26 protein-coding genes are annotated in these 25,575 nt (G+C 60.2%); 17 read left to right on the plus strand and 9 right to left on the minus strand.

Annotation, left to right across the window (positions count from 1 at the left end):
- Window positions 1-61 precede the first annotated feature (61 nt).
- A complete protein-coding gene (locus tag G5332_RS18945; protein ID WP_216952064.1) occupies window positions 62-844 on the minus strand; it encodes a LuxR family transcriptional regulator in 783 nt (260 codons plus the stop codon).
- 62 nt (window positions 845-906) lie between these two features.
- On the opposite strand from G5332_RS18945, the gene G5332_RS18950 reads away from it, so the two are divergent.
- The 6 genes from G5332_RS18950 to G5332_RS18975 all read left to right on the plus strand — a co-directional run bounded on the left by G5332_RS18950 (window position 907) and on the right by G5332_RS18975 (window position 8,416).
- A complete protein-coding gene (locus G5332_RS18950; protein ID WP_216979493.1) occupies window positions 907-1,557 on the plus strand; it encodes an acyl-homoserine-lactone synthase in 651 nt (216 codons plus the stop codon).
- A 199-nt stretch (window positions 1,558-1,756) separates the two neighbouring features.
- Window positions 1,757-2,656 carry a LysR family transcriptional regulator ArgP gene (locus G5332_RS18955; protein WP_421259382.1) on the plus strand — a complete coding sequence of 300 codons (900 nt, stop codon included), beginning with the start codon at window positions 1,757-1,759 and terminating at the stop codon, window positions 2,654-2,656.
- Window positions 2,657-2,742: 86 nt separating this feature from the next.
- Window positions 2,743-4,758: an exoribonuclease II gene (locus G5332_RS18960; protein WP_216952067.1), complete on the plus strand. Its 2,016-nt coding sequence runs from the start codon at window positions 2,743-2,745 to the stop codon at window positions 4,756-4,758.
- Window positions 4,759-5,011: 253 nt separating this feature from the next.
- Window positions 5,012-6,652 carry a diguanylate cyclase domain-containing protein gene (locus G5332_RS18965; RefSeq protein WP_421311539.1) on the plus strand — a complete coding sequence of 547 codons (1,641 nt, stop codon included), beginning with the start codon at window positions 5,012-5,014 and terminating at the stop codon, window positions 6,650-6,652.
- Window positions 6,653-6,656: 4 nt separating this feature from the next.
- Window positions 6,657-7,760 (plus strand): EAL and HDOD domain-containing protein, encoded by a 1,104-nt coding sequence (locus G5332_RS18970; protein WP_216952069.1) that lies wholly within the window; start codon window positions 6,657-6,659, stop codon window positions 7,758-7,760.
- A gap of 65 nt (window positions 7,761-7,825) precedes the next feature.
- Window positions 7,826-8,416, plus strand: a complete 591-nt coding sequence (locus tag G5332_RS18975) for an HAD family hydrolase (protein WP_421249616.1) — start codon at window positions 7,826-7,828, stop codon at window positions 8,414-8,416.
- A gap of 131 nt (window positions 8,417-8,547) precedes the next feature.
- On the opposite strand, the gene hfq is transcribed toward G5332_RS18975, so the two are convergent.
- Window positions 8,548-8,907, minus strand: coding sequence for an RNA chaperone Hfq (gene hfq, locus G5332_RS18980; RefSeq protein WP_005335772.1), 360 nt, complete (start codon window positions 8,905-8,907; stop codon window positions 8,548-8,550).
- Window positions 8,908-9,083: 176 nt separating this feature from the next.
- Between hfq and G5332_RS18985 the strand changes: the two genes are divergently transcribed.
- Genes G5332_RS18985 through G5332_RS18995 form a run of 3 tightly spaced genes read left to right on the plus strand, consistent with a single transcriptional unit; the run spans window position 9,084 to window position 12,563 of the window.
- On the plus strand, window positions 9,084-10,355 hold the full coding sequence (locus tag G5332_RS18985) for a PqiA/YebS family transporter subunit (RefSeq protein ID WP_421172431.1): 1,272 nt from the start codon (window positions 9,084-9,086) through the stop codon (window positions 10,353-10,355).
- Entirely contained in the window at window positions 10,348-11,997 is a 1,650-nt protein-coding gene (gene pqiB / locus G5332_RS18990) for an intermembrane transport protein PqiB (protein ID WP_005335774.1), read from the plus strand. The genes G5332_RS18985 and pqiB overlap by 8 nt, the downstream gene beginning before the upstream one ends.
- Window positions 11,994-12,563, plus strand: coding sequence for a PqiC family protein (locus tag G5332_RS18995; protein WP_021231745.1), 570 nt, complete (start codon window positions 11,994-11,996; stop codon window positions 12,561-12,563). Before pqiB ends, G5332_RS18995 begins: the two co-directional genes overlap by 4 nt.
- 80 nt (window positions 12,564-12,643) lie before the next feature.
- Here G5332_RS18995 and rlmD read toward each other — a convergent pair whose 3' ends face one another.
- Window positions 12,644-13,996, minus strand: coding sequence for a 23S rRNA (uracil(1939)-C(5))-methyltransferase RlmD (rlmD, locus tag G5332_RS19000; RefSeq protein WP_416014984.1), 1,353 nt, complete (start codon window positions 13,994-13,996; stop codon window positions 12,644-12,646).
- Window positions 13,997-14,270: 274 nt separating this feature from the next.
- Here rlmD and G5332_RS19005 point away from each other — a divergent pair, with 274 nt between their 5' ends.
- Window positions 14,271-15,995 carry a proline--tRNA ligase gene (locus G5332_RS19005; RefSeq protein WP_421311540.1) on the plus strand — a complete coding sequence of 575 codons (1,725 nt, stop codon included), beginning with the start codon at window positions 14,271-14,273 and terminating at the stop codon, window positions 15,993-15,995.
- A 90-nt stretch (window positions 15,996-16,085) separates the two neighbouring features.
- Here the strand turns inward: G5332_RS19005 and G5332_RS19010 are convergent, their stop codons facing one another.
- The 3 genes from G5332_RS19010 to G5332_RS19020 all read right to left on the minus strand — a co-directional run bounded on the left by G5332_RS19010 (window position 16,086) and on the right by G5332_RS19020 (window position 17,975).
- Entirely contained in the window at window positions 16,086-16,766 is a 681-nt protein-coding gene (locus tag G5332_RS19010; RefSeq protein WP_157162400.1) for an SDR family oxidoreductase, read from the minus strand.
- A gap of 31 nt (window positions 16,767-16,797) precedes the next feature.
- The gene (locus tag G5332_RS19015) at window positions 16,798-17,430 is read right to left on the minus strand and encodes a TIGR04219 family outer membrane beta-barrel protein (protein WP_058059690.1); all 633 of its coding nucleotides are present in this window, start codon (window positions 17,428-17,430) and stop codon (window positions 16,798-16,800) included.
- Between the two features lie 95 nt (window positions 17,431-17,525).
- Window positions 17,526-17,975 carry a copper chaperone PCu(A)C gene (locus tag G5332_RS19020; protein WP_216960811.1) on the minus strand — a complete coding sequence of 150 codons (450 nt, stop codon included), beginning with the start codon at window positions 17,973-17,975 and terminating at the stop codon, window positions 17,526-17,528.
- A 90-nt stretch (window positions 17,976-18,065) separates the two neighbouring features.
- Here G5332_RS19020 and G5332_RS19025 point away from each other — a divergent pair, with 90 nt between their 5' ends.
- Complete coding sequence (locus tag G5332_RS19025; RefSeq protein WP_216960808.1) at window positions 18,066-18,815, plus strand: enoyl-CoA hydratase-related protein; 750 nt, start codon at window positions 18,066-18,068, stop codon at window positions 18,813-18,815.
- 18 nt (window positions 18,816-18,833) lie between these two features.
- On the opposite strand, the gene G5332_RS19030 is transcribed toward G5332_RS19025, so the two are convergent.
- Window positions 18,834-19,262 carry a DUF2753 family protein gene (locus G5332_RS19030; RefSeq protein WP_005335785.1) on the minus strand — a complete coding sequence of 143 codons (429 nt, stop codon included), beginning with the start codon at window positions 19,260-19,262 and terminating at the stop codon, window positions 18,834-18,836.
- 284 nt (window positions 19,263-19,546) lie between these two features.
- On the opposite strand from G5332_RS19030, the gene G5332_RS19035 reads away from it, so the two are divergent.
- Window positions 19,547-20,206, plus strand: a complete 660-nt coding sequence (locus G5332_RS19035; protein WP_157161483.1) for a CatB-related O-acetyltransferase — start codon at window positions 19,547-19,549, stop codon at window positions 20,204-20,206.
- Window positions 20,207-20,300: 94 nt separating this feature from the next.
- On the opposite strand, the gene G5332_RS19040 is transcribed toward G5332_RS19035, so the two are convergent.
- Window positions 20,301-21,008: a ParB-like protein gene (locus G5332_RS19040; RefSeq protein WP_421311542.1), complete on the minus strand. Its 708-nt coding sequence runs from the start codon at window positions 21,006-21,008 to the stop codon at window positions 20,301-20,303.
- 184 nt (window positions 21,009-21,192) lie between these two features.
- On the opposite strand from G5332_RS19040, the gene G5332_RS19045 reads away from it, so the two are divergent.
- Together G5332_RS19045 and G5332_RS19050 are read left to right on the plus strand one after the other, a co-directional pair.
- The gene (locus G5332_RS19045) at window positions 21,193-22,797 is read left to right on the plus strand and encodes a peptide ABC transporter substrate-binding protein (RefSeq protein ID WP_421311543.1); all 1,605 of its coding nucleotides are present in this window, start codon (window positions 21,193-21,195) and stop codon (window positions 22,795-22,797) included.
- A gap of 118 nt (window positions 22,798-22,915) precedes the next feature.
- Window positions 22,916-23,230: a hypothetical protein gene (locus G5332_RS19050; RefSeq protein WP_421230976.1), complete on the plus strand. Its 315-nt coding sequence runs from the start codon at window positions 22,916-22,918 to the stop codon at window positions 23,228-23,230.
- 69 nt (window positions 23,231-23,299) lie between these two features.
- On the opposite strand, the gene dusA is transcribed toward G5332_RS19050, so the two are convergent.
- Window positions 23,300-24,286: a tRNA dihydrouridine(20/20a) synthase DusA gene (gene dusA / locus G5332_RS19055; protein WP_421259384.1), complete on the minus strand. Its 987-nt coding sequence runs from the start codon at window positions 24,284-24,286 to the stop codon at window positions 23,300-23,302.
- A 137-nt stretch (window positions 24,287-24,423) separates the two neighbouring features.
- Between dusA and zur the strand changes: the two genes are divergently transcribed.
- The 3 genes from zur to G5332_RS19070 are packed head-to-tail and all read left to right on the plus strand — an operon-like array spanning window position 24,424 to window position 25,568.
- On the plus strand, window positions 24,424-24,882 hold the full coding sequence (zur, locus tag G5332_RS19060; protein ID WP_160882369.1) for a zinc uptake transcriptional repressor Zur: 459 nt from the start codon (window positions 24,424-24,426) through the stop codon (window positions 24,880-24,882).
- Window positions 24,872-25,333: a chemotaxis protein CheX gene (locus G5332_RS19065; RefSeq protein WP_005343179.1), complete on the plus strand. Its 462-nt coding sequence runs from the start codon at window positions 24,872-24,874 to the stop codon at window positions 25,331-25,333. Before zur ends, G5332_RS19065 begins: the two co-directional genes overlap by 11 nt.
- 4 nt (window positions 25,334-25,337) lie before the next feature.
- Window positions 25,338-25,568, plus strand: a complete 231-nt coding sequence (locus G5332_RS19070) for a hypothetical protein (protein ID WP_157161479.1) — start codon at window positions 25,338-25,340, stop codon at window positions 25,566-25,568.
- Window positions 25,569-25,575: the final 7 nt, after the last annotated feature.

Consider the following 25,575-nt stretch of genomic DNA (forward strand, 5'->3'; position numbering starts at 1 on the left):
GGATCTGACAATTGTGACCCTCATACAGCAGCAGGAGAATCTGTGGCATGTGAGACTCGGACTACTGCAACACTCGGGGAAAATTGGTGACCACCACCTGCTCCAGATTGGGCAACAGCAAGCCGGTCCCCACCCCCTTGGCAATGGCCTGGTAGCGGTTCATGGAGCCGGTTTTGCGGGTGACCTGATTGAGGTGGTAATTGACCGTGCGCTCCGTGATGCCGAGGATGCAGGCTATCTCGCAGGAGGTCTTTCCTTCGCTGGCCCAAAACAGACACTCGGTTTCGCGCTCGGTCAGGGGCTCTTTGCCCGCACTGTCCATCATGCTGAAACGCACCACCCGGATTGCGGCATCGAAGATGTAGTTCGACATCCATGAGAGGATCGGCGACGACTCCAGCAGCAGATCGCTCGAGGCCCGCTCGGACGTGATAAAGGAGAGGATCCCGTTCTCCCCGGCGGCACCGTGCAAGGGGAAGGAGATGCCGTTGCGCAGCCCGAACTCGGCTGCCAGCCCCATCACATCCATGCTTCCCTCTTGCAGAAAGCTTGCTCGCTCATCGAGGCGATTCCAGTAGATGGGCAAGGTCTGCTTGCGCGCCAGCTGGATCACCGGATCACATGCCAGCATGTTGTTTTCGGTATAGGCCTGCACCCAGGAGTCAGGGCAGTGATTGAACAGCACCACCTTGGGTCTTTGCATCGACATCGGCAGGATCAGCGCGAAGCGGTAGTAGTCGTAGCCCATCCCGAGCGTGAAGTGACCGATCAGCTCGGCCAGACGGTTGCCATCCGTCACCGAAGTGAAATGTTCGAGATACTCAAGCAGTTGGTCTCTTTTCATATGAAAGCCCCCTTGGCCAGACATGTGATTATAACGGCGAATAGCAAGACAGAGGGCCCATAATGTTGGTTTTCAAAGGAAAATTGAGAGAGCATCCACGAAATGAGGTAGAGGATGAACTCTATCGCTTTCGAAATCGCGTCTTTTCCGACCGGCTCGGCTGGGATGTAGAGTCCCATCGGGGACTTGAGCGTGACAGTTTTGATACGCCAGACACCCATTGGGTGCTGATCGAGGATAAGCAAGGGCTATGCGGCTGTATTCGCCTGCTCAACTGTGCCGATGCCTATATGCTGCCCACCATCTTCCCCACCGCCCTTGCCGGTGAAAGTGCACCGCGTACCCCCGATGTCTGGGAACTGACCCGTCTTGCCATCGATGCCAGCCGTGCTCCGCGGATGGTCAATGGCGTCAGCGAGCTCACCTGCGTCATCTTTCGCGAAGTCTATGCCTTCGCCCATGCTCACGGGATCCGTGAGCTGGTCGCTGTCGTCAGCCTGCCGGTAGAGCGCATCTTCCGCCGCCTCGGCCTGCCCATCGAGCGCCTCGGCCATCGCCAGGCGGTGGATCTGGGGGCCGTGCGCGGGGTGGGGATCCGCTTCCATCTGGATGAACGCTTCGCCCGTGCCGTTGGCAAACCTCTGCTGGGCCACTATCAAACCAGCCACTCTCTACTGCAGCAACCATCACCGGCGCTGGCAACGCAGCCATAAAAAATCCCGGGAAAACAGACCCGGGATAAACAGATCGCTATGAGCCCGCAGGCTAACCCATGGGTCAGCGGGCAGTATCCTCCCTCAACAACCTGATCACTACTGTCAGAAATCACAGCGTAACGGCCCTGTCGCCACCCATTGTTGTCCCCTGCCGAGTGACGTAGAGTCAGCCCAGAAGCAACGCAAGGGAGGGAAGATGAAAGAGCTGGACTACAAACTGCTGCGGGCACTGGATGCGGTATTGCAGGAGCAGAACTTCGAGCGGGCCGCCAAATCACTGCACATGACCCAGTCCGCCATCTCCCAGCGGATCAAACTACTGGAGCAACAGTTTGCCGAGCCGCTGCTCATCCGCAGCCAGCCGTTGCAGGCGACCCAGCTCGGCCAGAAGCTGCTGGCACACTATCGTCAGGTCCACCAGCTAGAGCTGGAACTGGCTGGTGAGCTGGCTCCCGCCACACCACAAGCACCCATCCGGATCAGTATCGCCGTCAATGCCGACAGCCTGGCCACCTGGTTTCTGCCCTCGATTACTCCCTTGCTTGAGCAGCATCCCATCGAACTCAACCTGCTGGTGGATGACGAGTGCCGCACCCTCGACAAGGTGCGCGAGGGACAGGCCTTCGGCGCGGTCAGCCTGAGCCCCCAACCGCTGGCTGGTTGCTGTGTCGACGAGCTGGGTGAGATGAACTATCTGCTCACCGCCAGCCCGGCCTTTGTGGCTCGCCATTTTCCTCGCGGTCTGACCCGGGAAGCACTGGCCAAGGCACCGGCAGTAGCGTTCGATCAGCGAGATGACATGCATGTAAGCTTTATGAGGGAGCAGTTCGGGCTGGAGCCTGGCGGCTACCCCTGCCATACGGTTCATTCGTCGGAGGCCTTTGTCGCCATGGCCGAACAGGGAGTGGCCTACTGTCTTATCCCGGAATTACAGATCAGGATACAACTGGAGAGTGGCTCACTGGTCAACCTCAGCCCAGAGCGCATCCTGACGGAGCGACTCTACTGGCACCGTTGGGTACTGGAAAAAGGGGTACACAAACAGCTCTCTTTACGGCTCATCGACTATGCCCGCAGCTCTCTGAAACCACGCTGATCAGGCCATTCACCTTGGCTTTGCAGGGCTAAAAACGTATAGTGCTGGGCGTTTCTTCATCAGGTCTCCACTCAGGTTCCCCATTTATGTTCCAAGACAATCCGCTGCTGGCCCAGCTCAAGCAACAAATCCGCGAAAACATCCCGAAGAAAGAGGGTGTGATCCGCGCCTCGGACCGGGGCTTCGGCTTTCTGGAAGTCGATGAGAAGACCAGCTATTTCGTGCCGCCTCCCTACATGAAGAAGGTGATGCACGGTGACCGGGTGACCGCCCTGATCCGCACCGAAAAAGAGAAGGAAGTGGCCGAGCCGGATACCCTGCTGGAGCAGTCCGTCACCCGCTTCGTGGCCCGGGTCAAGATGTTCCGTGACCGCCTCAACGTGGTTGCCGACCATCCGCTGATCAAGGATGCCATCAAGGCCCGCGTCAAGAAGGGTCTGGATGAGAAAGAGTTCAAGGAAGGTGACTGGGTGGTGGCGACCCTCAAGCGCCATGCGCTGGTCGACGGCAACTTCTCTGCCGAGATTATCCAGAAGATCGCCGCCCAGGAAGATCACAATGTGCCCTGGTGGGTGGTGCTGGCGCGCCACAATCTGGCCCAGGTCGAGCCGGCTGACTTGCCGGAGTGGAAGGTGATCGAAGAGGAAGAGCTGCCCCGTCGCGATCTGACCGCAGTCCCCTTCTTCACCATCGACGGTGCCAAGACCAAGGATATGGACGATGCGCTGGCCATCACCAAGCTGGACAACGGCTGGGAGCTGCTGGTCGCCATCGCTGACCCGACCGCCTATGTGGCCGAAGGGAGCGAGCTGGACAAAGAGGCCGCCCAGCGCGCCTTTACCGTCTACATGCCGGGCCGCAACGTGCCGATGATCCCGCGCACCCTCTCCGACGAGCTCTGCTCCCTGAAAGAGGGCGAGGAGCGCAACACCCTGTGCGCCCGTCTGCTGATCGCCGAAGATGGTCTGCTGCTGGAGGAGACCGAGTTCTTCGCCGCCCGCATCTGCTCCCACGCCCGTCTCAACTATGACGACGTCTCCGACTGGGCTGAGCATGGCAAAGAGCTGGCTATCGACGCAGGTGTGCTGGCCCAGCTGCCGCTGATGAAGGCGATGACCGAAGCACGCATCGCGTGGCGCACCGAGCATGCGCTGGTATTCCCGGATCGTCCCGACTACGACTTCGAGCTGGGCGAGAATGGCGAAGTGCTGGCTATCCACGTCGAGCCGCGCCGCATCGCCAACCGCATGGTGGAAGAGTCGATGATCGCCGCCAACATCTGCGCCGGTCGCGTGCTGGGCAAGAGCGTCGGTTACGGCATCTTCAACGTTCACACCGGCTTTGACGAAGAGTCCCTCGACGGCGCCATCGACCTGCTGAAAAGCGCCGAAGCCCCGTTCGAGCGCGACGAGATCGCCAGCCTCTCCGGCTTCTGCGCCCTGCGCCGCTGGATCGACAACCTCGACACCCGCTGGCTGGATGGCAAGATCCGCCGCTTCCAGAGCTATGCGCTGATGTCCTCCGAACCGGGCGCCCATTACGGTCTGGGTCTGGATGCTTACGCCACTTGGACCTCCCCGATCCGCAAATACGGCGATATGGTCAACCATCGTCTGCTCAAAGCCGTCATCGCCGGCAAGACCCCGGGTGAGCGCCCGAGCACCGAGCTCACCGAGCACCTGACCGCCTGCCGCCGCCTGCACCGCATGGTGGAGCGTGACATCGGTGACTGGCTCTATGTCCGCTACCTGAAGGCCGATGCAGGCACCGACAAGGTGTTCAACGCCGAGATCATCGACGTGATGCGTGCTGGCCTCAAGCTGCGTCTGCAGGAGAATGGCGCCGTGGTCTTCATGCCTGCCCGTCATATCCTCGACAACAAGGATCGCCTGGAGTGCAACTGGGACAATGGTCGCGTCTATCTGGACAAGACCGAGGTGGTCTACGAGCTCGGCCAGCTCATCGAGGTGAAGCTGACCGAAGCGGTGGAAGAGACCCGTTCCCTTATCGCCAAGCCGGCGGTAGATCTGGTACCGGGTCCGGCACCGGAAGCCCCGGTCGCCGAGAGCACACCTGCGGACGTAGCCCCCAAGGCTGAGTAAGCCGCACAGAGTCATCTCATCTGCCCGAGAGCCCGCCATTGCGCGGGCTCTTTTTTGCCCCGCATCTGCCATACACGCTGCCACAAGTGGCGCCACTACGCACAGTTTTCGCCACAGTTGGCAGTAAAAGCAGTGAATGTTTCCACGCATAACGTGGAATGCAACCAATATGTGCGACACCTCTCCTTTCTGACATATTAATCAAAGAGAAATATGTTTATACTCGCTTGGGTACAATCCAAGGGATGCTGGTATGCAGGAATGGGACCCGGAACACTTCACCAACTTCGCTCAGTTATGCGAAGTGAGCCTCGCCACCATCCGTGAAAAAACCGATGCCGAACGCCTCTACCTCTGGCTGAAAGCCCCCGAACCGCAGCTCTACAGCTTTCAGCTCGATAAGGGGCTGACTACGCTTGATCTCGCCCATCTCGGTCAACTGACCCTGCCCCACCATCTGCTCGACAAGGCGATGGACAAGGGGCAACTGGTGATCGAGCAGATCTACCAGCCGCCGGACTCTGGTGAGAATGTCGAACCAGCCCAGCAACGACTACGCGCCTGCTTCCCCCTCAAACGCCATATGAGCCTGGAAGGGGTCATCTATCTGGAGACCCACCGCCGTATCGACCGCCTCTCTGCACGCCAGCGTCAGGGGATCCAGCTGCTGATCCACTATCTGACCGCCGAATTGAGCAACCACCTGCTATCCAGCCAGGTCAATCAGGAGCGGGATCAGCGGCTCCATACCCAGACCGATCTGGTGCAGAGTCAGGCGCTGCAGGGCTCTTTTCTCACCATGTTGCAGGCGCTGCACATGGTCAGCGTCACCCTCTCCCGCAGCCGCAGCGAGAACGATCTGCTGCGGGACGCCGTGCTTCTGGCCCGCAAGGAACTGCAGTTCGATCGGGTCGCCATCTTCCTGATCGAACCCGATGGCAAGACCATGCGCGGCACCTGGGGCACCAGCGAAGAGGGAGAGCTGGTAGACGAACATGACTTTGTCAGCCCCATTCCGGAGCACCCCACGGTGCAGGAGGCACTCAGGCGTAAGGACTACGTACTGGTGCTGGAAGATACCCCCCTCTACTACGAGAAACAGCAGGTAGGTCGTGGCTGGAACGCCATGGTCTCGCTGTGGGATGGCACCACTCCCATCGGCTGGATCGCCGCCGACAACCTGCTCTGTCACCGACCACTCAAGGCTCATCAGAGCGAGATTTTCAAACAGTACGCCGCCATCCTGTCACAGTTACTGATCCGCCAGCGCACCCAGGAGCAGTTGGAAACCCTCAACCGCCAGCTGGAGGAGCGGGTTGCCGAACGCACGATACAACTGGCCGAAACCAATCGGGCACTGGAGGAGGCCAATCACCGCCTCTCCCTGCTCTCGCTGGAAGACCCTCTGACTGGTATCGCCAATCGGCGCCAGTGGGACATCACCATGCAACGGGAATGGGAGTGGGCACGGCGCACCCAAAATCCGCTGGCGGTATTGATGATCGATGTCGACGACTTCAAGGCCTATAACGATCACTTCGGTCATACCAAGGGGGATGAGTGCCTGCAGCAGGTAGCCCGAGTACTGCGGGAGGCCGAGCGACGCTCTACCAATCTGGTGGCTCGTTATGGCGGAGAAGAGTTCGTCATCCTGCTCTGCGCCCCCCAACCCGGTGAGGCCGAACAACTGGCCGAGAGGATCCATGATGGCCTAACCCGATTAAAACTGCCCCATCCCGCCTCGCGGGTTGCTGATTTCATTACGGTTAGCATAGGCTTTAGCTATCTGGTTCCCTCCCTGAACGAGGCATGGCAGAGTCTGACCGAACAGGCCGATCAGGCGCTCTACCACGCCAAGTCTCAAGGACGGGCGCGCACTCTGGCCTATCGGTGATCCCATGCTGTTGCGTCGTTATCCCATCTTCAATCGCCGCCTGGCCCTGGTGGCCTACGGCATCGATTATCTGCTCGGCTCACCGGACGAGTGGCCCTCGCTGGCACAACATTGCCGCCTGCTGGCACAAGGGCGCCAATATCTGGTGCCCTTCACCCACGAACAGCTCGATGAACAGCGCCCCCTGCTGTTTGATCAGGATGCGATCCCGCTGGTCGAAGCCTCCAGCGAACGGCTACCAGCTTCCTTTCCGGTGCTGGAACAGTGGCGAGACAGTCGACGCCGGCTTGCCGTACACGGGGTCAGCCGTGAGCCACGCTGGCTCGGTGCCAGCCGTCTGCTGGTATTCTGGATGGGCGAAGAGGGGATCTGCCAGCCCACCGAACACAAGCGGATGGCCCTCGATATCGAAACCTGGGAAGACTTTCTCCCGCTGCGAGAGGCCGGAGTCGACTTCTTTGCCGGTGGTTTTCTCGCCCGCCCCGAGCTGGTCAATCAGCGTGCCACCCAGCCCGACATGGCACTTGTGCAGCAGATCCTCCAGCTCATCTGCCACGAGGAGTTCTCCTTTGCCCAGGTGGCCCGCCTGCTGGAGCAGGATGCCTTGCTCCCGGGCCAGCTACTCACCTATGTCAACGCCCCCGGCTTCGATCATGCCGCCCCCATCACCTCGGTTTCCCGCGCCCTCTCCTATCTGGGAGAGCAGGAGATCCGCAAGTTTGTGCTGATCAACGGCCTGGCCCGGGTAAGCCAGCATATGCCGGAGGCCTCTACCCGGATGGCCATCGCTCGCGGTCGCTTCTGTGAACTTATCGCCCTCACCGCCCTAGACAAACGCGAAGCAAGCTGGGCTTTTCTGGTCGGGCTGGTACTCGATGGTTCCCTGCTATCGGAGTCGCTGAAGGCCCACCTGCCCAACAACGTAAAACGAGCCATCGAGCGGCACGAAGGGCCGCTGTTCCACCTGTTCCAGCTGGTCAGGACCTATGAACAGGGCAACTGGGCCCTGCTGGAGCAGCTGGCACCGAAATACCAGCTCGACCCGACCAGACTCACCCCCGTCTATTTTCAGGCGCAAATGTGGGGGCAAGCGTTTCTCACCTGCTAGGTGATGGCGAGGCGGGGAGCCACTGGCTAGAATGGGCTCCCTTTTTTCAGAGACTGACCCGCACCATGACGCTTTCCGGATTCCAAGGCCTGGTCTTTGACCTTGATGGCACCCTGGTCGACTCCATGCCGCTGCACCTCGCCGCCTGGGAACATACCGCCCGTGAGTTTGGCTTTCGCTTCGATGCCGACTGGTTCTATGAACTGGGTGGCATGCCGAGCCGCAAGATCGCCCTGCTGGTCGCACAGGAGCAGCAGATCCCCCTCGATCCGCTCGAAGTCACCCGCTGCAAGACCGCCCACTATGTGGCCAACCTGCACAAGGCGACCGTGTTTCCGGCCATGCAGGCGCTGGTCGAGCGCTATCATGGCGTAATCCCGATGGGGATCGGCACCGGCTCGCCCCGCGTCAACGCCGAAGCGGTGCTGCGCAATACCGGGCTGGATCGCTATTTCTCCGTGGTGGTCACGGCCGACGATGTTGAGCTGCACAAACCCAATCCAGACACCTTCCTGCTGGTCGCCAGCAAGCTGGGGGTCAAGCCATTAGGCTGTCTGGTGTTTGAAGATACCGGTATCGGGGTTCAGGCCGGACAAGCGGCGGGGATGCAGACCTGCATGGTCAAAGAGGGCAAGCCGGTCGGCATAACGGCGTAGTGCGGAAAAAATATCGCCCTGCAAGGGGCGATAACCGGAACCGGCTCTCATACGGGACATGAATGAAAATGAGAGCAGGTTCCGTCAGCCGCTGACGCAGGGCGCGTCAACGGGGAGTGCGAGGCAGACGATTACTCGTTGTTGCCGCCGCCCTGATTGTCGTCATAACGACCCGGCGCACCATGGGGGCGCGGCGCCATGGAGACACGCGGCTTGCGAGCACGCTGGATGTTCACCTGCGGACGGCCGGTGTGCATGGCGATGGTGGAGATCTTGGCCTTGTAGACCAGCTGCTGGTTGCCGTGTGCATCGGTCAGCAGCACGCTGTACTGGTCAAACCCGCTGATGGTGCCTTCCAGCTTGATGCCGCTCACCAGAAAGATAGCGACCTGACTGCGGTTCTTGCGCAACCAGTTGAGGGCAGAATCTTGCCCGTTCCCGAGGGAGAAGGCTTGCTCAATCGTGGAGTAGCTTGGGGATTCAGTTGTCATAAATTATTGTCCCGCGGAAAAAAAGTGGCGTTTGATTGTGCTAAATGGGCACTGGCTTGTCAAAGTCATTCTCACTCCCGCCAGCAATAGCGGCCTCCGGGGGCTGGTCGCTGACCAGCACAACTGCGATAATCGCCAGCTCTGGCTCCACCATGGGCCTTATCTGGGGTTTTATCTTGCATCCGGTTTCACACCAACACCACACCACCTATGTCCATGATGCCACTGCCTGCGAAGAGTGTGACCTGCTGATACCGGCCACACCGCTCGAGGTGGGACAGGCCAGCTGCTGCCCCCGTTGCGGACACACCCTGAGTCGCCACCTGCCACAGCAGGAGTTGCGGCCGATCTCCTACGGGTTCGCGGCACTTATCATGTTCGTGCTCGCCAATGCCTTTACCTTTATGTCCTTCTCGGCCAAAGGGGTGGGCCAGGAGATGACCTTTTTGCAGAGCATCACCACCCTGGTGGATGAGGGCTATCTGTTTCTCGGCGCGGTACTGAGCCTGACCCTGATCGGCCTGCCGCTGGTCTATATGGGCTCCATCATGCTGGTGCTGTGGCGGATCGATAAAGATCTGCACAGCAATGCCCTGCGCTCCCTCGGCCGTCTGCTCTGCCGGATCAAACCCTGGCTGATGGTGGATGTCTTTCTGGTGGGAGTGCTCATCTCGCTGGTCAAGCTGATGGGGATGGCCGACATCAAGATGGGGCTGTCATTCTGGGCTTTCGTCGGCTACACCGTGCTGCTTATCAAGATGATCTCCTCACTGGATCAGATGTGGCTGTGGCAGCGGCTGTTCGGCCCGACCGAGGCGCGGGAGATCGACCCGGAAGCGGGCGCGCTGGAGTCAGGTCTGGTGGGCTGCCATATCTGTGGTGCTCTGAGCGAGGTGGGCAACCACAGCTGCTCCCGCTGCGGCGGCAAGCTGCATGCGCGCAAGCCGGGCGGCCTGAACCGCACCTGGGCGCTGCTGTTTACCTCCGCCATTCTCTACATTCCGGCCAACGTCTATCCCATCATGGATACGGTGTTTCTCGGTGATGACAGCCCCTCCACCATCCTCGGCGGTGTGGTGCTGCTCTGGGCCATGGGCTCCTACCCCATAGCGGCGGTGATCTTTTTCGCCAGCGTGGTGGTGCCGCTGGTGAAAATACTGGCGCTATTCTGGCTTTGCTATATGGTGCAGCGCGGCAATGTCACCTCCCCCCTCGGCAAGCTCAAACTCTATCGCATGACCGAATTTGTCGGACGATGGTCGATGATCGACGTCTTCGTGGTGGCCATTCTGGCGGGCCTGATCCGGCTCGACAATCTGATGACCATCTACCCCGGCCCTGCGGCCGTCGCATTTGCTGGTGTGGTGCTGATCACCATGGTCGCCGCCATGAGTTTCGACTCCCGCCTGATCTGGGATTTACAACAAGGAGAACGCGAACGTGAGTGAGCGTAAAAAAAGGTGGAAACCGGGCTCTGACTTTCTGAGCTCTGCCGCCGCAATCTGGATGGTGCCCCTGCTGGCGCTGTTCATCGGTCTCTGGATGCTGTTCCAGCACTGGTACTCCCAGGGCCCCAGTTTCACCCTGACAGTCGCCACTGCCGAGGGCATAGTCGCAGGCAAGACGGTGATCCGCTCCCGCGAAGTGGACGTCGGCCGCATCGAGGCCGTCGAGCTGAGCGATGACTACAGCCATGCTGTGCTGAAAGGACGGCTGACCAATGCCGCCTCCGGCATGCTGCGCGGTGACAGCCAGTTCTGGGTGGTCAAGCCCAGAGTGGGCCGTGAAGGGGTGTCGGGTCTGAGCACCCTGCTCTCCGGCGCCTATATCGAGCTCGCCCCCGGCAAGAAAGGGCGGGCGCGGGACGAATACGCCATGCTGGACAAACCGCCGCTCGCCTCCCTCGATGCCAAGGGGCTGCGTCTCACCCTCAGTAGTCGCGACACTCGCGCGCTGGGAGAAGGCTCCCCCATCAACTATCAGGGCTTCACCATAGGTCAGGTGGAAGAGGCGAAGTTCCTGCCAGAAAAGAGCGAGATGCAGTATCAAATCTTCATCCACGCCCCCTATGACATTCTGGTGAGCAGCAACTCCCGCTTCTGGATGACCCCGGGCTTCGAGGTCTCCATGAGCAGCGAGGGGATGAAGGTGAAGATGGATTCGCTCGAGAGCCTGATCGATGGCGGCATCACCATGGGTCTGCCACCCGGCTGGGCACCTGGCGAGCCGGTCAAACAGATGGAAGGGTTCACCCTGTTCCAGGATGAGGCGAGCGTGCTGGCCGGTAGTCTGGATCAGTTCATCGACTACGTCTTCCTGTTCGATGACAACGTGGGTGGCCTGCACCCGGGCGCGGCGGTGCAGTATCGCGGCATTCGGGTCGGTACCGTCATCTCCGCCCCCTACCTCATCGAGGACAAGGGCGTGCAGATCTTCAAGAGCCGCCAGATCCCGGTGCTGGCTCGCATCGAGGTACAGCGCCTCTCCCACCGCTATGCCAAGGCGGAGAAGGATCAGTGGCGTGCCCTGTTCGGCAAGCAGTTCAAGGAGGGGTTGCGTGCCAGCCTCAAGACCTCGAGCCTGCTGACCGGCGGCAAGATCATCGACCTCAACTTCTATCCGGACGCGCCACGTTTCGAACAGGCCAAGCTGGCCGGTTATCAGGTCTTCCCCACCGTGCAGGGCGGGCTGGATCAGATCGAGCGCAAGGTGAACCTCATCCTCGACAAGTTTGTCGACATGGACATGGCGACCACCCTGACCAAGGTCAACGGGTCACTCACCACCCTGGATGGCACCCTGAAGAACATCAGTGCAGTCAGCGCCAACCTGAACAAGCTCACCGCCAAGGATTCCACCCAGCAGCTGCCCGCCTCGCTCAACGAGAGCCTCAAGCAGTTGCAGGAGACCTTGCAGGCCTATGATGCCCAGTCGCAGACCAATCAGGATCTGCGTCAGTCGGTGCAGACCCTCAATCAGTTGATGCGCGAACTGCAGCCGCTGGTGCACTCCCTCAACGAGCAGCCCAGTTCGCTGATCTTCGATCGCGCGCATCCATCGGACCCTGAGCCCAAGCGAGGCAAACAATGAAAAAAGAGATCCTGACGCTGGCCCTGCTGGGGCTGCTGGCGGGTTGCAGCAGCCAGCCAAGCCTGCACTACTACTCTCTCGATGCCGACAGCCAGCAACCCGTAACGGCCCCGGCCCAACCGCAGCACCAGCTGGTGCTGCGACCGGTGGCGCTGGCCAGCCAGCTCGACCGGATCAGTCTGGTCTATCAGCTGGAAGGACAAGAGCTCCACTTCACCGAGTACCATCGCTGGGCCGGTGCGCTGGACGATCAGCTCAACCAGCTCACCCTCAATGGCCTCTCCACCCGCCTGCCGGGCTGGGTGGTACGGCAGGATGGCGCCCGCAAGGGGCCGGTGCTGACTATTCTGGTGGAGCGCTTTCAGGGCCGTCATGACGGCAGCGCCGTGCTGAGCGGTCGCTGGCGCCTGCTGGCAGAAGATGGCACCGTGCTGCGCGATGCCCCCTTCCGTCAGGAGCGGGTACTGCCAGCCGATGGCTACAACGCACTGGTGAACGAGCTGGGTCAGGGCTGGCAACAGCTGCTCGACCAGATCGCCGCCGAGGTGCGCCAGAGCACCCGCTAACCGGCAATCCCCCCGATTGCAGAGATAAAAAAACGACGCCAGCTGGCGTCGTTTTTTTATGGGCAAGAGTCGGGGGCGACTTATGCCTTGGCAGGCAGGCTCAGGCGGGCAACCACTTCCACATGCATGGAGTGCGGGAACATATCGACCGGTTGCACTTCGTCCAGCACGAAGCCCTGCTTGACCAGCCAGGCAAGGTCGCGGGCCAAAGTCTGCGGGTTGCAGGAGACATAGACCAGACGGCGGGGCGCCATGGCGACCAGGGTCTGCAGCACCGCCTTGTCACAGCCTTTGCGGGGCGGGTCCATCACCACCACATCAGCGGTCACACCTTGGGCGTGCAGTTCGGGCATCAGCTGCTCCGCCTTGCCGACGTGGAATTCGGTGTGCTCGATGCCGTTGAGGGCGGCGTTGCGGCGGGCATCGCTGATGGCGCTTTCCACCGACTCGATCCCCACCACCTTGGCGGCCTTGCCAGCCAGGAACAGGGAGATGGTGCCGATACCGCAATAGATGTCGAACACCGTCTCGTTACCGGTCAGCTCGGCATACTCGAGGGCGCTGGAGTAGAGCACATCGGTCTGGGTCGGGTTGTTCTGGAAGAAGGAGAGCGGCGAGATCTCGAACTCGAGTTCGTGGATCTTGTCGCGGATCACCCCTTCGCCGAGCAGCACCCGGTTGGTGGCACCCAGAATGCGGTTGGTGCGCTCATCATTGATGTTCTGCACCAGAGTAGTAACCGGCAGATCGCTCAGAGCTGCCAACAGCTCGGCTTCGAACGGCAGCTCCTCACCCAAAGTGACCAGCACCACCATCAGCTCGCCGCTCTTGAAGCCCTTGCGGGTCATCAGGTTACGCACGCAGCCGCTGTGGTTTACTTCGTCATAGGCGGCGATGTCGTGCGCGCGCATCCAGTTGCGCACCCGGGCGTTGAGCTCGACGTGCAGCGGATCCTGCACCGCACAGTCATCGGCGGTGATGAGATCGTGGGAGTGCTTGCGATAAAAACCGATCTCGGCACCGGCGTCGCAGCCACGCACCGCATATTGCGCCTTGTTGCGATAGGCGAACGGGCTTTCCATGCCAAGGATATCCTTGACCGGGGTGTCACCCAGCCCGGCCTGCTCCAGTGCGCTCTGCACCAGTGCCTGCTTGAGCTTGAGCTGGGCCGGATAGGCCAGCGGACGTACCTGACAGCCACCACACTCGGTGTTGGGGCAGAAATCGGCAACCCGATCTGCAGAGGGCTGGAGCAGCTCGGCAACCTTGCCGTGCAGATAGTTCGGCTTGACCTCGGTCAGCTCCACCAGCGCCTGCTCACCGGGCAGCAGACCTTCGACAAACAGGGGGCGATCGAACAGGCGTCCTTTGCCATCTCCTTTGTCGGTCAGTTCCAGGATCTCGATCTGGTGTTGATGTCCCACTAACGGCATGAGCGGCTCCAAAAGTACTAAAAATGGGGGGTGATGAACGCGGCAGAGCCATGCCCATCGAGAAAAGGTGGCAGAGTTTAGCGGAGATCCGGCCAAATTGCAGGCATAAAAAGCCTGCTTGTTGCAATGGTCATTACCCCAGGCTATCTGCCGGGCGTGGTCACCTTTCGGGCTGCGGCAAATTTAGCCCTTGGGCCGCAACGCCCAGCCTGTTAAAATTCCGCCCTTGAAATTATCCTGGGCCCCGCGCCCGTTCTAGCTAAGGTCTACCGCGATGCGTACCAGCCAATATCTGCTTTCCACTCTCAAGGAAACCCCCTCCGACGCTGAAGTTGTCAGCCACCAGCTGATGCTGCGCGCCGGGATGATCCGTAAACTGGCCTCCGGCATGTATGCCTGGTTGCCAACCGGTCTGCGGGTACTGAAGAAAATCGAGAACATTGTTCGCGAAGAGATGAACAATGCTGGTGCCGTCGAAGTCTCCATGCCGGTGGTACAACCCGCCGAGCTGTGGCAGGAGTCCGGCCGCTGGGATGACTACGGTCCCGAGCTGTGCCGTCTGACCGACCGTCACAACCGCCCCTTCGTGCTGGGCCCGACCCACGAAGAGGTGATCACTGCGCTGGTGCGTTACGAAGTGAACAGCTACAAGCAGCTGCCGCTCAACCTCTACCAGATCCAGACCAAGTTCCGCGACGAAGTGCGCCCCCGTTTCGGCGTGATGCGCGGCCGCGAATTCCTGATGAAGGATGCCTACTCCTTCCACATCGACAAGGAATCTCTGGTCGATACCTACGAGAAGATGCACGCCGCCTACTGCAAGGCGTTCACCCGCATGGGCCTGAACTTCCGTCCGGTGCAGGCCGATACCGGCTCCATCGGTGGTACCGGTTCCCACGAATTCCAGGTACTGGCCGAGAGCGGTGAAGACTTGATCGCCTTCTCCGACAGCTCCGATTACGCCGCCAACATCGAGATGGCCGAAGCGCTGGCACCGGCTGGTGAGCGCGCTGCCGCCACCGCAGCCCTGACCAAGGTTGCCACCCCGAACGTCCACACCATCGACGAAGTGGCTGCCTTCCTGAACGTGGCGCCGACCGCCATCGCCAAGACCCTGCTGGTACTGGCAGAGGAAGATGAGCACGGCAAGCAGGCCGTCATCGCGCTGGTACTGCGTGGCGACCACGAGCTGAACGAAATCAAGGCTGAGAAACTGGCTGGCGTTGCCAACCCGCTGACCTTCGCCAACGACGAGCAGATCAAAGCTGCCGCCGGTTGCGATGCAGGTTCCATCGGCCCGGTCGGCTTTGCCGGTCGCATCATCGTCGATCGCAGCGCCGCCCATCTGGCGGACTTCGTCTGCGGCGCCAACGAAACCGGCTTCCACCTGACCGGTGCCAACTGGGATCGCGACATCGCTTCTTACGAAGTTGCCGACCTGCGCAACGTGGTGGAAGGCGACCCGAGCCCGTGCGGCCAGGGCAAGCTGCTGCTCAAGCGCGGTATCGAAGTGGGCCACATCTTCCAGCTGGGTACCAAGTACTCCGAAGCGATGAAGGCGAGCGTGCTGAACGAAGCTGGCAAGTCCGTCACCATGGAGATGGGTTGCTACGGTATCGGGGTTTCCCGTCTGGTGGCTGCCGCCATCGAGCAGAACAACGACCAGTACGGCATCATCTGGCCGGACGCCATCGCCCCGTTCGAAGTGGCCATCGTGCCGATGAACATGCACAAGTCCGAGCGCGTGGCCGAGCAGGCACAACAGTTCTACGCCGAGCTGAAAGCCGCTGGTGTGGACGTGCTGTTCGACGACCGTAAAGAGCGCCCGGGCGTGATGTTCGCCGACATGGAGCTGCTGGGCATCCCGCACGCCATCGTCATCGGCGATCGCAGTCTGGACAACGGCGTGGTGGAGTACAAGTGCCGCCGCACCGGCGAGAAGCAGGAAGTGGCCATCAGCGACATCATCGCCATGCTCAAGGCCAAGCTGGGCCGTTAATTCCGCCCTCTTCCCGATATAAAAAAGCGCGCCATTTGGCGCGCTTTTTGTTTCTGTGTGCTGACGACGGCAACCGGATGAAGGGTTGCCTCAGGGATTGCGACCGATAAAGAGATCGGTCACGTGGCAGCTGCTTCTGGCTTCCAGTGCGTCGAGCATATAGGCCGCCGCATCTTCCGGAGTCATGAAGCCACTCGGGTCCACGTGATCCGAGTTGTCCCAGAATTCGCTGCGGATCCCGCTCGGGTAGAGGTTGACCAGCCGCAGTGGCGAGCCTTTCAGCTCGGCGCGCAAGGATTCGAGAAAGCCGCGCATCCCCCATTTGGAGGCGCAGTAGAGGCTCTCGTTGGCCTTGCCCACCTGCGCGGCGGAGGAGAGCACATTGGCCAGCACTCCGCCCTTGTCGCCGATAAGCCGCACCGTCTGCTGGGCCACCAGAATGGTGGAGATAAGGTTGCTCTCCACCACCCGGCGGATCTGCTCGGCAGTATAGACACCGACCGGGCCAAACTCACCCACCCCGGCGCAGTGGATCACCATGTCGGGCAGCCCGCCCCACTCCACCGCAGCGGCGAAGGCGACATCGACCTCTTCATGGTGCGCCAGATCGGCGGCGATGCCGATCACCGCGCTGCCGAGCAGTTGCTCCTGCTCCTGCAGTCGCTGATAACGGCGCCCCATCATGGAGACCTGGTGGCCCCGCTCAACCAGACCTATGGTCAGCGCCCGACCCAGACCAGAACCGGCACCTGTCACTATGATGTGGCCCATTATCGCTCCTCTTCGTCAGTTGACGGTCAGATTAGAAAGTGAATTCGCCGCCCATGAACCAGCCATCGATACGCTGGTCAACGTTGTCGAAGTCGACCTTGGCTTCACGCCAGCCGGCACGCAGCTTGATCGGCATGGAGGAGAACTTGTAGGAACCGCCCAGACGGTAGTCATAGTTGTCCGCATCGTGAGTGCGCAGATCACCGAAGAAGGCGATGCCGGTGCCCGGGATCTTCACTTCGCTGCCGGCATAAGCCATCAGGGTATCTTCGTTATAGCCCTTGCGACCGACATAGACCTGCTCACCATCGTAGTGACGACCGGTCATACCCAGATCGATCTTGAACAGATCGTTGTTGAACAGACGGTAGTAGAGGCTCAGATCGTAGGCGGTCAGGTCGTTCTTGAAGTTGCCGCCGGAGGTGCTGAAATCGGAGACTTCAAACTTGGCGTTCGGCAGGAGGATGATGCCGTGCTCCAGTTGCAGATAGCCGTTCCAGTTGTAGCTGTCGTCATAGCTGCCATCGGCACTGGTGCCATAAGCCTGACCACTGCCCTTGGCTGCCCATACGTCGGCACCGGCGGCAAAACGCCAGTCGTCAGCGGCCATGGCACTCTGGCTGCACAGAGCCAGCACAAAACCGGCAATCAGCGTCTTTTTCATTACGTCACTTCCTCTTGCATACATGGAAAAGAGCACTATTTTACTCGGTGCAGCCAAAATACCCAGCGTCAATCCTGAACAAACGACGACAAATGTCAGTGCTTCATATGCTTCATCTCTGCCATCGGCTCAATCGGCTTCACCGGCAGTGACAGCTCCAGCTTCTGACCATCGTCCATGGTGAGGGTGAGCGGGAAAGGAGTCTGCTCGGAGAGCGTACCCACCTCGAACAGCATGATGTGCAGGCTGCCCGGTTTCAGCACCGCCTCGCCCTTGGCCGGGATCTCGATATTCTCGACCTGACGCATCTTCATCACACCATTTTCGTGCAGATGAGTGTGCAGCTCGGCACGCCCGGCCGCAGCAGAAGCCGCTGCCACCAGCTTGACCGGCTGGTCGGCGTCATTCTTGAGCACCATAAAGGCGGCAGTGTTGGGGGTGCCCGGCGGCAGCAGGCGCACATAGCCGTCGACGGCCTCGACCTTGGCCAGCGCGGGAGCCGTCATACCGAGCACCAGCAGAGAATAAAACGCACGTTTAAACATGGTTGAAATCCTTTTATGATGTTGTTAAACGGCAGCAAGGTTACCCCAGCAGAAACCTTTTGTGCACCTTTCAATAACAAGGATTTAGACATGGCCCCCATTCTCATTGCCGAGCGGCAGGATGGCTTGCTCACCCTGACCCTCCATCGCCCCGACAAGCGCAACGCCCTCAATACCGAACTGTACCGGCAACTGGTGGCAGCGCTGCGAGAGGCGGCGGTCGATGAGGAGGTGCATGTCCTGCTGTTGCAGGGGCAGCACGACTGCTTTACCGCGGGCAATGATCTGGCCGACTTTATGGGCAAGAGCTCGCTGGAGCCCGATGACCCCATCTTGCAGTTCCTCCACACCCTGGCCGATTTCCCCAAACCTGTGATCGCCGCTGTTGCGGGCCCGGCAGTGGGGATTGGCACCACCATCCTGCTGCACTGCGATCTGGTCTATCTGGGGGATAACGCCCGCTTGCAGCTTCCTTTCGTCGAGCTGGGGCTGGTGCCGGAGTTTGCCTCCAGCCTGCTGCTGCCACGTCTGGTGGGGCATCTCAAGGCAGCCGAGCTGTTGTTGCTGGCCGAGGCAATCGATGCCGAGGAGTCGCTGCGGCTCGGGCTTGCCAACAAGGTGGTGGCGGCCGATGGATTGCTTTCCTTTGCCCGCGAGCAGGGGCTGAAGCTGGCGGCCAAACCGCCCAGGGCGCTGCAAAAGAGCAAGGCGCTGCTCAAGCAGGAGCTTAAACAGGCGGTGCACTTTGTCATCGATCTGGAGGCGCGCGCCTTCGCGCAGGCACTGCAAGGGGAAGAGGCACAGCAACGCATTGCCCAGAAGCTCAAGCGACGGAGTTAAGTTATCGCTCAACCCCGGTCAGTTGAGGCGAAAGCGGCCGATCAGCTCGCAGCCCTGTACCTTGTCCTGTAGCTGGATCAGCCGGGCAATCTCGGGATTGGGGTGACGCTTGAGAAAGGCGAGCAGGGCGCCGCGACAGCAACCCAGTTCGCTGATCAGCGCTTCGCACTCCCGGTTGGGGCACTGTGGTACCAGTGCAGTCACCAGCTCGGAGGCGAGCTTCAGGTAGCGCAGCTCGTAAGTCGGCTCATCCATCGCCCGCCAGAAATCGGCCAGCCGGTGACAGGTGGCGACCCGCATGGTGGCCAACTCCGTCAACTCGACCTGGGTCATCTCGTAAACATCCCCCAGCGCCTGCTGATAAAAGCAGATAGCCGCCCCCAGCGAACCGGCCTGCCAGGCACGCTCCGCCTCCAGCATGTATCGTTGCCAACTTTGCGGTGTCATCTCGCTCTCCCGAGTCCGTCATGGTGGGAGTGTTATCATGGCTAATTGAGAATAAATATCAACCAGAGGGTTAGTGCAGGATCTCTGCGCAACCTTGGCAAACCCGGCGCCCGACCTTATGATCGCGCCCTTCCCTCTTCTTTGGAGCACACCACAATGCGACCTCGCCTCCCGCAGATGCTGGGCTGCTCCCTGCTCTGCGTGCCCCGCATGCTGGTCTGGATCTATTAGCTGCGCTCAAGCGAACGCAACCCATCCGATCCATTCAGCAAAGGAGTACCAGCATGAACACCTGCCAACACTGGTCGCAGGTCGAATACCTGCACCTGACGGTGACCAACCCCAATATCTGCCTCAAAGGGCAGCACAGCTACTACTCGGGTGCCTGGGATGGCCCCTTCGAAGAGGTGGCGGTGCGCTACCTCCATGGCGATCCCTTCAGCCGCAGCCCGGAAACCGGCTGGGAGCCGCTCTGGCATATCGACCGGCTCCATATCGGCGACTATGTGCAAATTGCCGCTGGGGTAAAGATCATCATGGGCGGCAACCACACCCACAACACGGCCTTCATCAGCACCTATCCGTTCGCCGATCTGGCGGCGCTCAAGCGCAGCTACCGCCCCGCTGGCGATACCCGCATCGGCAACGATGTCTGGATCGGCATGGAGGCGATGATCATGCCCGGCGTCACCATCGGCGACGGCGCCATCATCGCCGCCCGTTCGCTGGTCAATCAGGATGTACCACCCTATGCCATGGTGGCGGGCACCCCGGCCAGGGTGGTGCGAATGCGCTTTGGCGAGGAGGAAATTGCCCGGCTACAGGCCCTCGCTTGGTGGGATTGGCGGGATCAACAGGTCAACGATCTGCTAGCGCTGATCCAGCAAGGTGACGTCGCCCTGCTTGAACAGGCGGCTGCCCACTGGGCGGTGCGCCATGAGTGACCACCGCTAACCAGTAGCTGACAGCATAAGGGCGACCCTGGGGTCGCCCTCTTTTATCTCCGGCATGCTCTGGATGCCGTCATCGCACATCCACTCACTGCGCGCTTTTGGACTGGTTGAGGCTGCACTGCTTGCCGGGATAACCGGGCAAGTCACTGGCATCGCTGCCGCAGGCGAGCCGTTTGGCCTGTTGCAGGCGGGCGGTCAGATTGGAGTTATCGACAGGCATCCACTGCATCTGCTTGCCGAGCCAGCTGGCCCAGGCAAACTCGACGAAATAGACCTGTTTGTCCTTGCGAAAGTAGCCCGCATCCTGCAGCAGTCCGGCCAGGGTGCGATAGGGGTAATCAGGCAGCTTGTCGATACTGGTCGGCAACTGCTCCGGGGTCAGCGGCTGCCCCTTCTCATCCTTGAGCCAGGCCCAGTGGTTGTTCTGCATCTGGCTCCAGAAGTTGGCTTTGTCCTGCAGACGGCCAATCACCTTGACCCGCGCATCCTTGACGCCCTGCTGCCACAACGCCTTGGTGAGATGGTGCCTGTCCACCAGCCAGTAGCTGCCATCCGGTGCAATCACCACGGGGATCTCTTTCTTTTTCATCAACTTGTCGAGCTGCTTTGCGCTCATGCCCGCCAATGTGGCCTGGGTCTCATCAACCTGGATCTGGCCGACGCCCCCCTGGGTCGGGTGCAAGGCATCGATGCCGATCTCGCACCAGTTGCCCACCGTCGTGTCGCTCTGGCACGGGGCCAACGCCCAGGCACTCTGGCTCAACACACAGGCCAGCAATAACCATGCTTTCATCGTTTGACACTCCTCACCACATTGAACTGCACAGACGCCGGGAACGCTCTGCTACCCCGATTGGGAGTGAGAGTCGAATGCTGGCGGTCAGACCAGCAAACGGGATATCATGATTTCCCATCTGTCGGCGATATTTTCTCGCCGAGTTTTCTCCCCGCTTCACACTATTTGAAGGATCCGACCCATGAAAGGATGGACCCCCTTGCTGGCCCTGCTGGGCTGTGCTGCTGTCCAGGCAGCCGATATTCCCGCCGGAACACAACTCGCCGCCGAGCAGATTGTCGTTCGCCACCTAAAGGATGAACCTGCGAGCCTGAGCCCGCTCAAGCTGGTCGGCCTGCCGGAGTTGCAGGTACTGCGGGATCTGTTCGAGGGGCTGCTGACCCAGGGGCCGGATGGCAAACCGGTTGCTGGGGTGGCGGCCAGCTGGGAGAACAAGGGCAACCAGTTCTTTACCTTCCATCTGCGCCCGGATGCGCGCTGGTCCAACGGCGATCCGGTCAAGGCCGGCGACTTCGTCTACGGCTGGCGCAAGCTGGTCGACCCGAAAGAGGCGGCCACCTTCGCCTGGTTTGCCCAACTGGCCCGTTTCGACAAGGTGGACGAGATCGTGGCTGGCAAATTGCCTGCCAGCGAGCTGGGGGTCAAGGCCCTCGATGATCACACCCTGCAAGTGACCCTCTCCCAGCCGGTGCCCTACTTCCTGAACCTGCTGAGCCACCCCAGCCTGTCGCCGCTCCATCAGGCCAGCATCGAGCAGTACGGCAACCAGTGGACCCAACCCGGCAAACTGGTGGGCAACGGTGCCTTTGTGCTGAACAACCGGGTGGTCAACGAGAAGCTGGAGCTGACCCCCAACCCTTATTACTGGGATCGGGCCCATACCGTATTGACCAAGGTGATCTTCATGCCTATCAATCAGGAGAGCGCGGCCACCAACCGCTATCTGGCGGGCGACCTGCATATCACAGAATCCTTCCCCAAGGAGCAGTACGACAAGCTGAAGCAGCAGATCCCGAATGAGGTCTACACCCCGGATCAGCTCGGTACCTACTACTACGCCTTCAATACCCGTCAGGCACCACTGAACGATGTGCGGGTGCGCAAGGCGCTCTCCTACACCATCGACCGCGCCCTGATCGCCGACAAGGTGCTCGGCACTGGCGAGAAACCGGCTTATCACTTCACTCCGGATGTGACCGCCAGCTTTACCCCGGCCGCCAACTTGCTCTCCACCAGCAGCCAGCCGGCGCTGGACAGCAAGGCCAAGGCCCTGCTCAAGGAGGCCGGTTACGGCCCGGACAAGCCGCTCAAGCTGACCCTGCTCTACAACACCGCGGAAATTCACAAGAAGATGGCACTGGCGATTGCCAGCATGTGGAAGCAGAAGCTGGGCGCCGAGGTCGAGCTGACCAATCAGGAGTGGAAAACCTATCTTGACAGCCGCCAGAGCGGTCAGTTCGAGGTGATCCGCTCATCCTGGGTCGCCGACTACAACGACCCGTCAGCGTTCCTCGGCCTGTGGGGCTCCCGTCACAGCGGCAATATGGCAGGCTTTGCCAATGCCCGTTATGACCAGCTGCTGGCAGAGGCTGCCAGCACTCAGGATGCCGCCAGCCGCAGCAAGCTGTTTGGCGAGGCGGAGGCGATCCTGCTGGATCAAGCCCCCATCGCCCCCATCTATCAGTACACCAATGCCCGACTCATCAAGCCATGGCTCAAGGGCTACCCCATCAACAACCCGGAGGATGTGGCCTACAGCCGCCAGCTCTATCTGATCAAACACTGACACCGGCCACAACGATGCGAGGCCCCGCAGGGCCTCGCTATTGATACTGTTCACACCATGATTTCCAGCCTAAAATGCCGCCCCTTCTGTTCAATTAATCTTCAATCCCCAGTCAGTCATGCGCTACCTGATACTGCTCTCGTTGTTGTGGACCCTGCCTGCGCAGGCCAATCGCGAATCCCAATGCCAGCAAGAGTTTGTCGGCTGGATGCTGCATCAGCAGCAACAGTTCAGCGATCGCAAGTCTGACAAGATGGAGCGGCGCCGGGCCGAGCGGGCCATCGATCTTGCCCGGCAGGAGTACGACAAGCAGGCCAGCTTCTGCAAGACCATGCAGCTTGTTCGTGAATACAAAGATGGCGATCCACGTTTTACTCCGCGCCCCGGAGAGATACACGACTACAGTACGGCTTCTGACAACACATCAGGGTGACCCTGACCAGAAAAACCAAAAGCGCGTCGATTGACGCGCTTTTTGTGGTTCTTGCCCTGACAAAGCGGCTTATTCGGCCGTCTCGCTGCTGGCAAACTCCGGCACCTTGGCCATGGCATCCAGCACCACCTGAATACCGGCGCCCGGTTTGCAGGCGTTCTCGCTCAGGTGACGGCGCCAGGCGCGAGCCCCCTGCATGTTCTGGAACAGCCCCAGCATGTGGCGGGTCATATGGGAGAGGTAGTTGCCCTTGGCCAGCTCCTGCTCGATATAGGGCAGCATCATCCGAACCACTTCATGGCGGCTCGGCACAGCACTGTTCTGGCCGAACACCAGGTTGTCTACCTGCGCCAGAATGTAGGGGTTCTGATAGGCTTCACGCCCCATCATAACACCATCAACGTGTTGCAGGTGCTCAAGGGTCTGCTCCATGGAGATGACGCCGCCGTTGAGGGCAATGGTGAGCTCCGGGTAATCCTGCTTGACCCGATAGACCCGAGGATAATCGAGGGGCGGGATCTCGCGGTTCTCCTTGGGGCTCAGACCACTCAACCACGCCTTGCGGGCATGGACGATAAAGGTATCGCAACCGGCATCGCGCACCTGCTCGATAAAGGCCTGCAGAAATTCGTAGGAGTCCTGATCATCGATACCGATACGAGTCTTCACCGTCACCGGAATATCGACTACATCGCGCATCGCCTTGACGCAGTCAGCCACCAGCGCCGGTTCGCCCATCAGGCAGGCGCCAAAGCGGCCGTTCTGCACCCGATCGGAGGGGCAACCGACGTTGATGTTCACCTCGTCATAGCCGCGCTCCTCGGCCAGCTTGGCACAGCGCGCCAGATCGGCCGGATTGCTGCCCCCCAGCTGCAGGGAAATGGGGTGCTCCTGCTCGCTGTAACCCAGATAATCCCCCTTGCCATGGATGATGGCGCCGGTGGTCACCATTTCGGTATAAAGCAAGGTCTGGCGACTCATCAGTCGATGAAAGTAACGGCAATGCCGATCAGTCCAGTCCAGCATGGGGGCGATGGAAAAACGCTGCGCCTGCATAAAAATCATCCGGGTTGGCTAAAGAAAGGGGCGGATTTTATCACAACGTGAAGCAGCCCCAGAAAATGAATTTTGTCGCCGCGCCATGCGAGGCCCTGTGATAGTATCCGGCTAATAGAAAGGGTATCTGCGTGATCATGAATCAAGACCAACTTTTACAACGAGCCGAGCGACTCTGTATACAGCGAGGGATCCGCTTCACCCCGACCCGACGTCAGGTATTTCGCCTGCTGGCGGCACACGGCAACGCCATCAGCGCCTATGATTTGTTAGCCCAGCTGCAACAAACCGAAGCCAATGCCAAGCCGCCAACCGTCTATCGGGCACTCGATTTTTTGCTCGAGCAGGGTTTTGCTCACAAGGTGGAATCTCTCAACGCGTTTATCTTCTGCTGCCACTTCGATCACGCTCACCCGATGCAGCTACTGATCTGCGATGAGTGCGGTGATGTGGTCGAGCTTCACGACTCGGCGATCGATAGCGCGTTTTCCGAGCAGGCCCACTTGCATGGTTTTACTATTACCAATAAGACGATAGAGGCACATGGCCAATGTGCCCGTTGTACGCCCACTGTAGGAAGTCATCATGAAGGCTGATTTTGTAAATCCGTTCCTGCTATCCCTGCTCAATGTGCTCTCGACCATGGCACAGCTGGAACTCAAACCGGGCAAACCGAAACGCAAGATGGATGAGTTGGCGCGCGGCGACGTCTCCGGCCTGATCGGCATGGTCGGCCCGCAGACCCGTGGTTCCCTCTCCATCAGCTTCGAGAAGGGGCTGGCGCTGGAGATCATGCGCCGTATGCTGGGGGAAGCGCCCGCCTCCATCAACGAAGAGGTGACCGACATGGTCGGTGAAATCACCAACATGGTGACCGGCGGTGCCAAGCGGATGCTGGGTGAGAAGGGCTACGAGTTTGACATGGCGACCCCCATCATCGTCTCAGGCCCCAACCACACCATCACCCACCGTGCCGATGGCACCAAGATTATGATGCCGTTCGAATCCGATTTCGGTCGCGCCACCATCGAAATCTGCTTCGAGTAATCCTATGTGGAAAGCATTGAAATGGATTTTCATCTGCTGGGCCCTGCTGTTGATCCTATCGGACATTCAGATCAGCACCTCCCTCTACAAATACGAGGATAACCGGGTACTCATCAACTTCCCGCGCTGGGAGACCAAGCAGCCTTGGGGCACCTTCGAGTGGCATGCCGGACGGGTGGAAACCCACTGGTATGGTCTGGAGGGTAAACCCAAGCCGTCAGGCCCGCAAATCTGATCCGGTA

It is taken from the genome of Aeromonas sp. 603757 (assembly GCF_049171255.1).
Taxonomy (GTDB): Bacteria; Pseudomonadota; Gammaproteobacteria; order Enterobacterales; family Aeromonadaceae; genus Aeromonas; species Aeromonas veronii_A.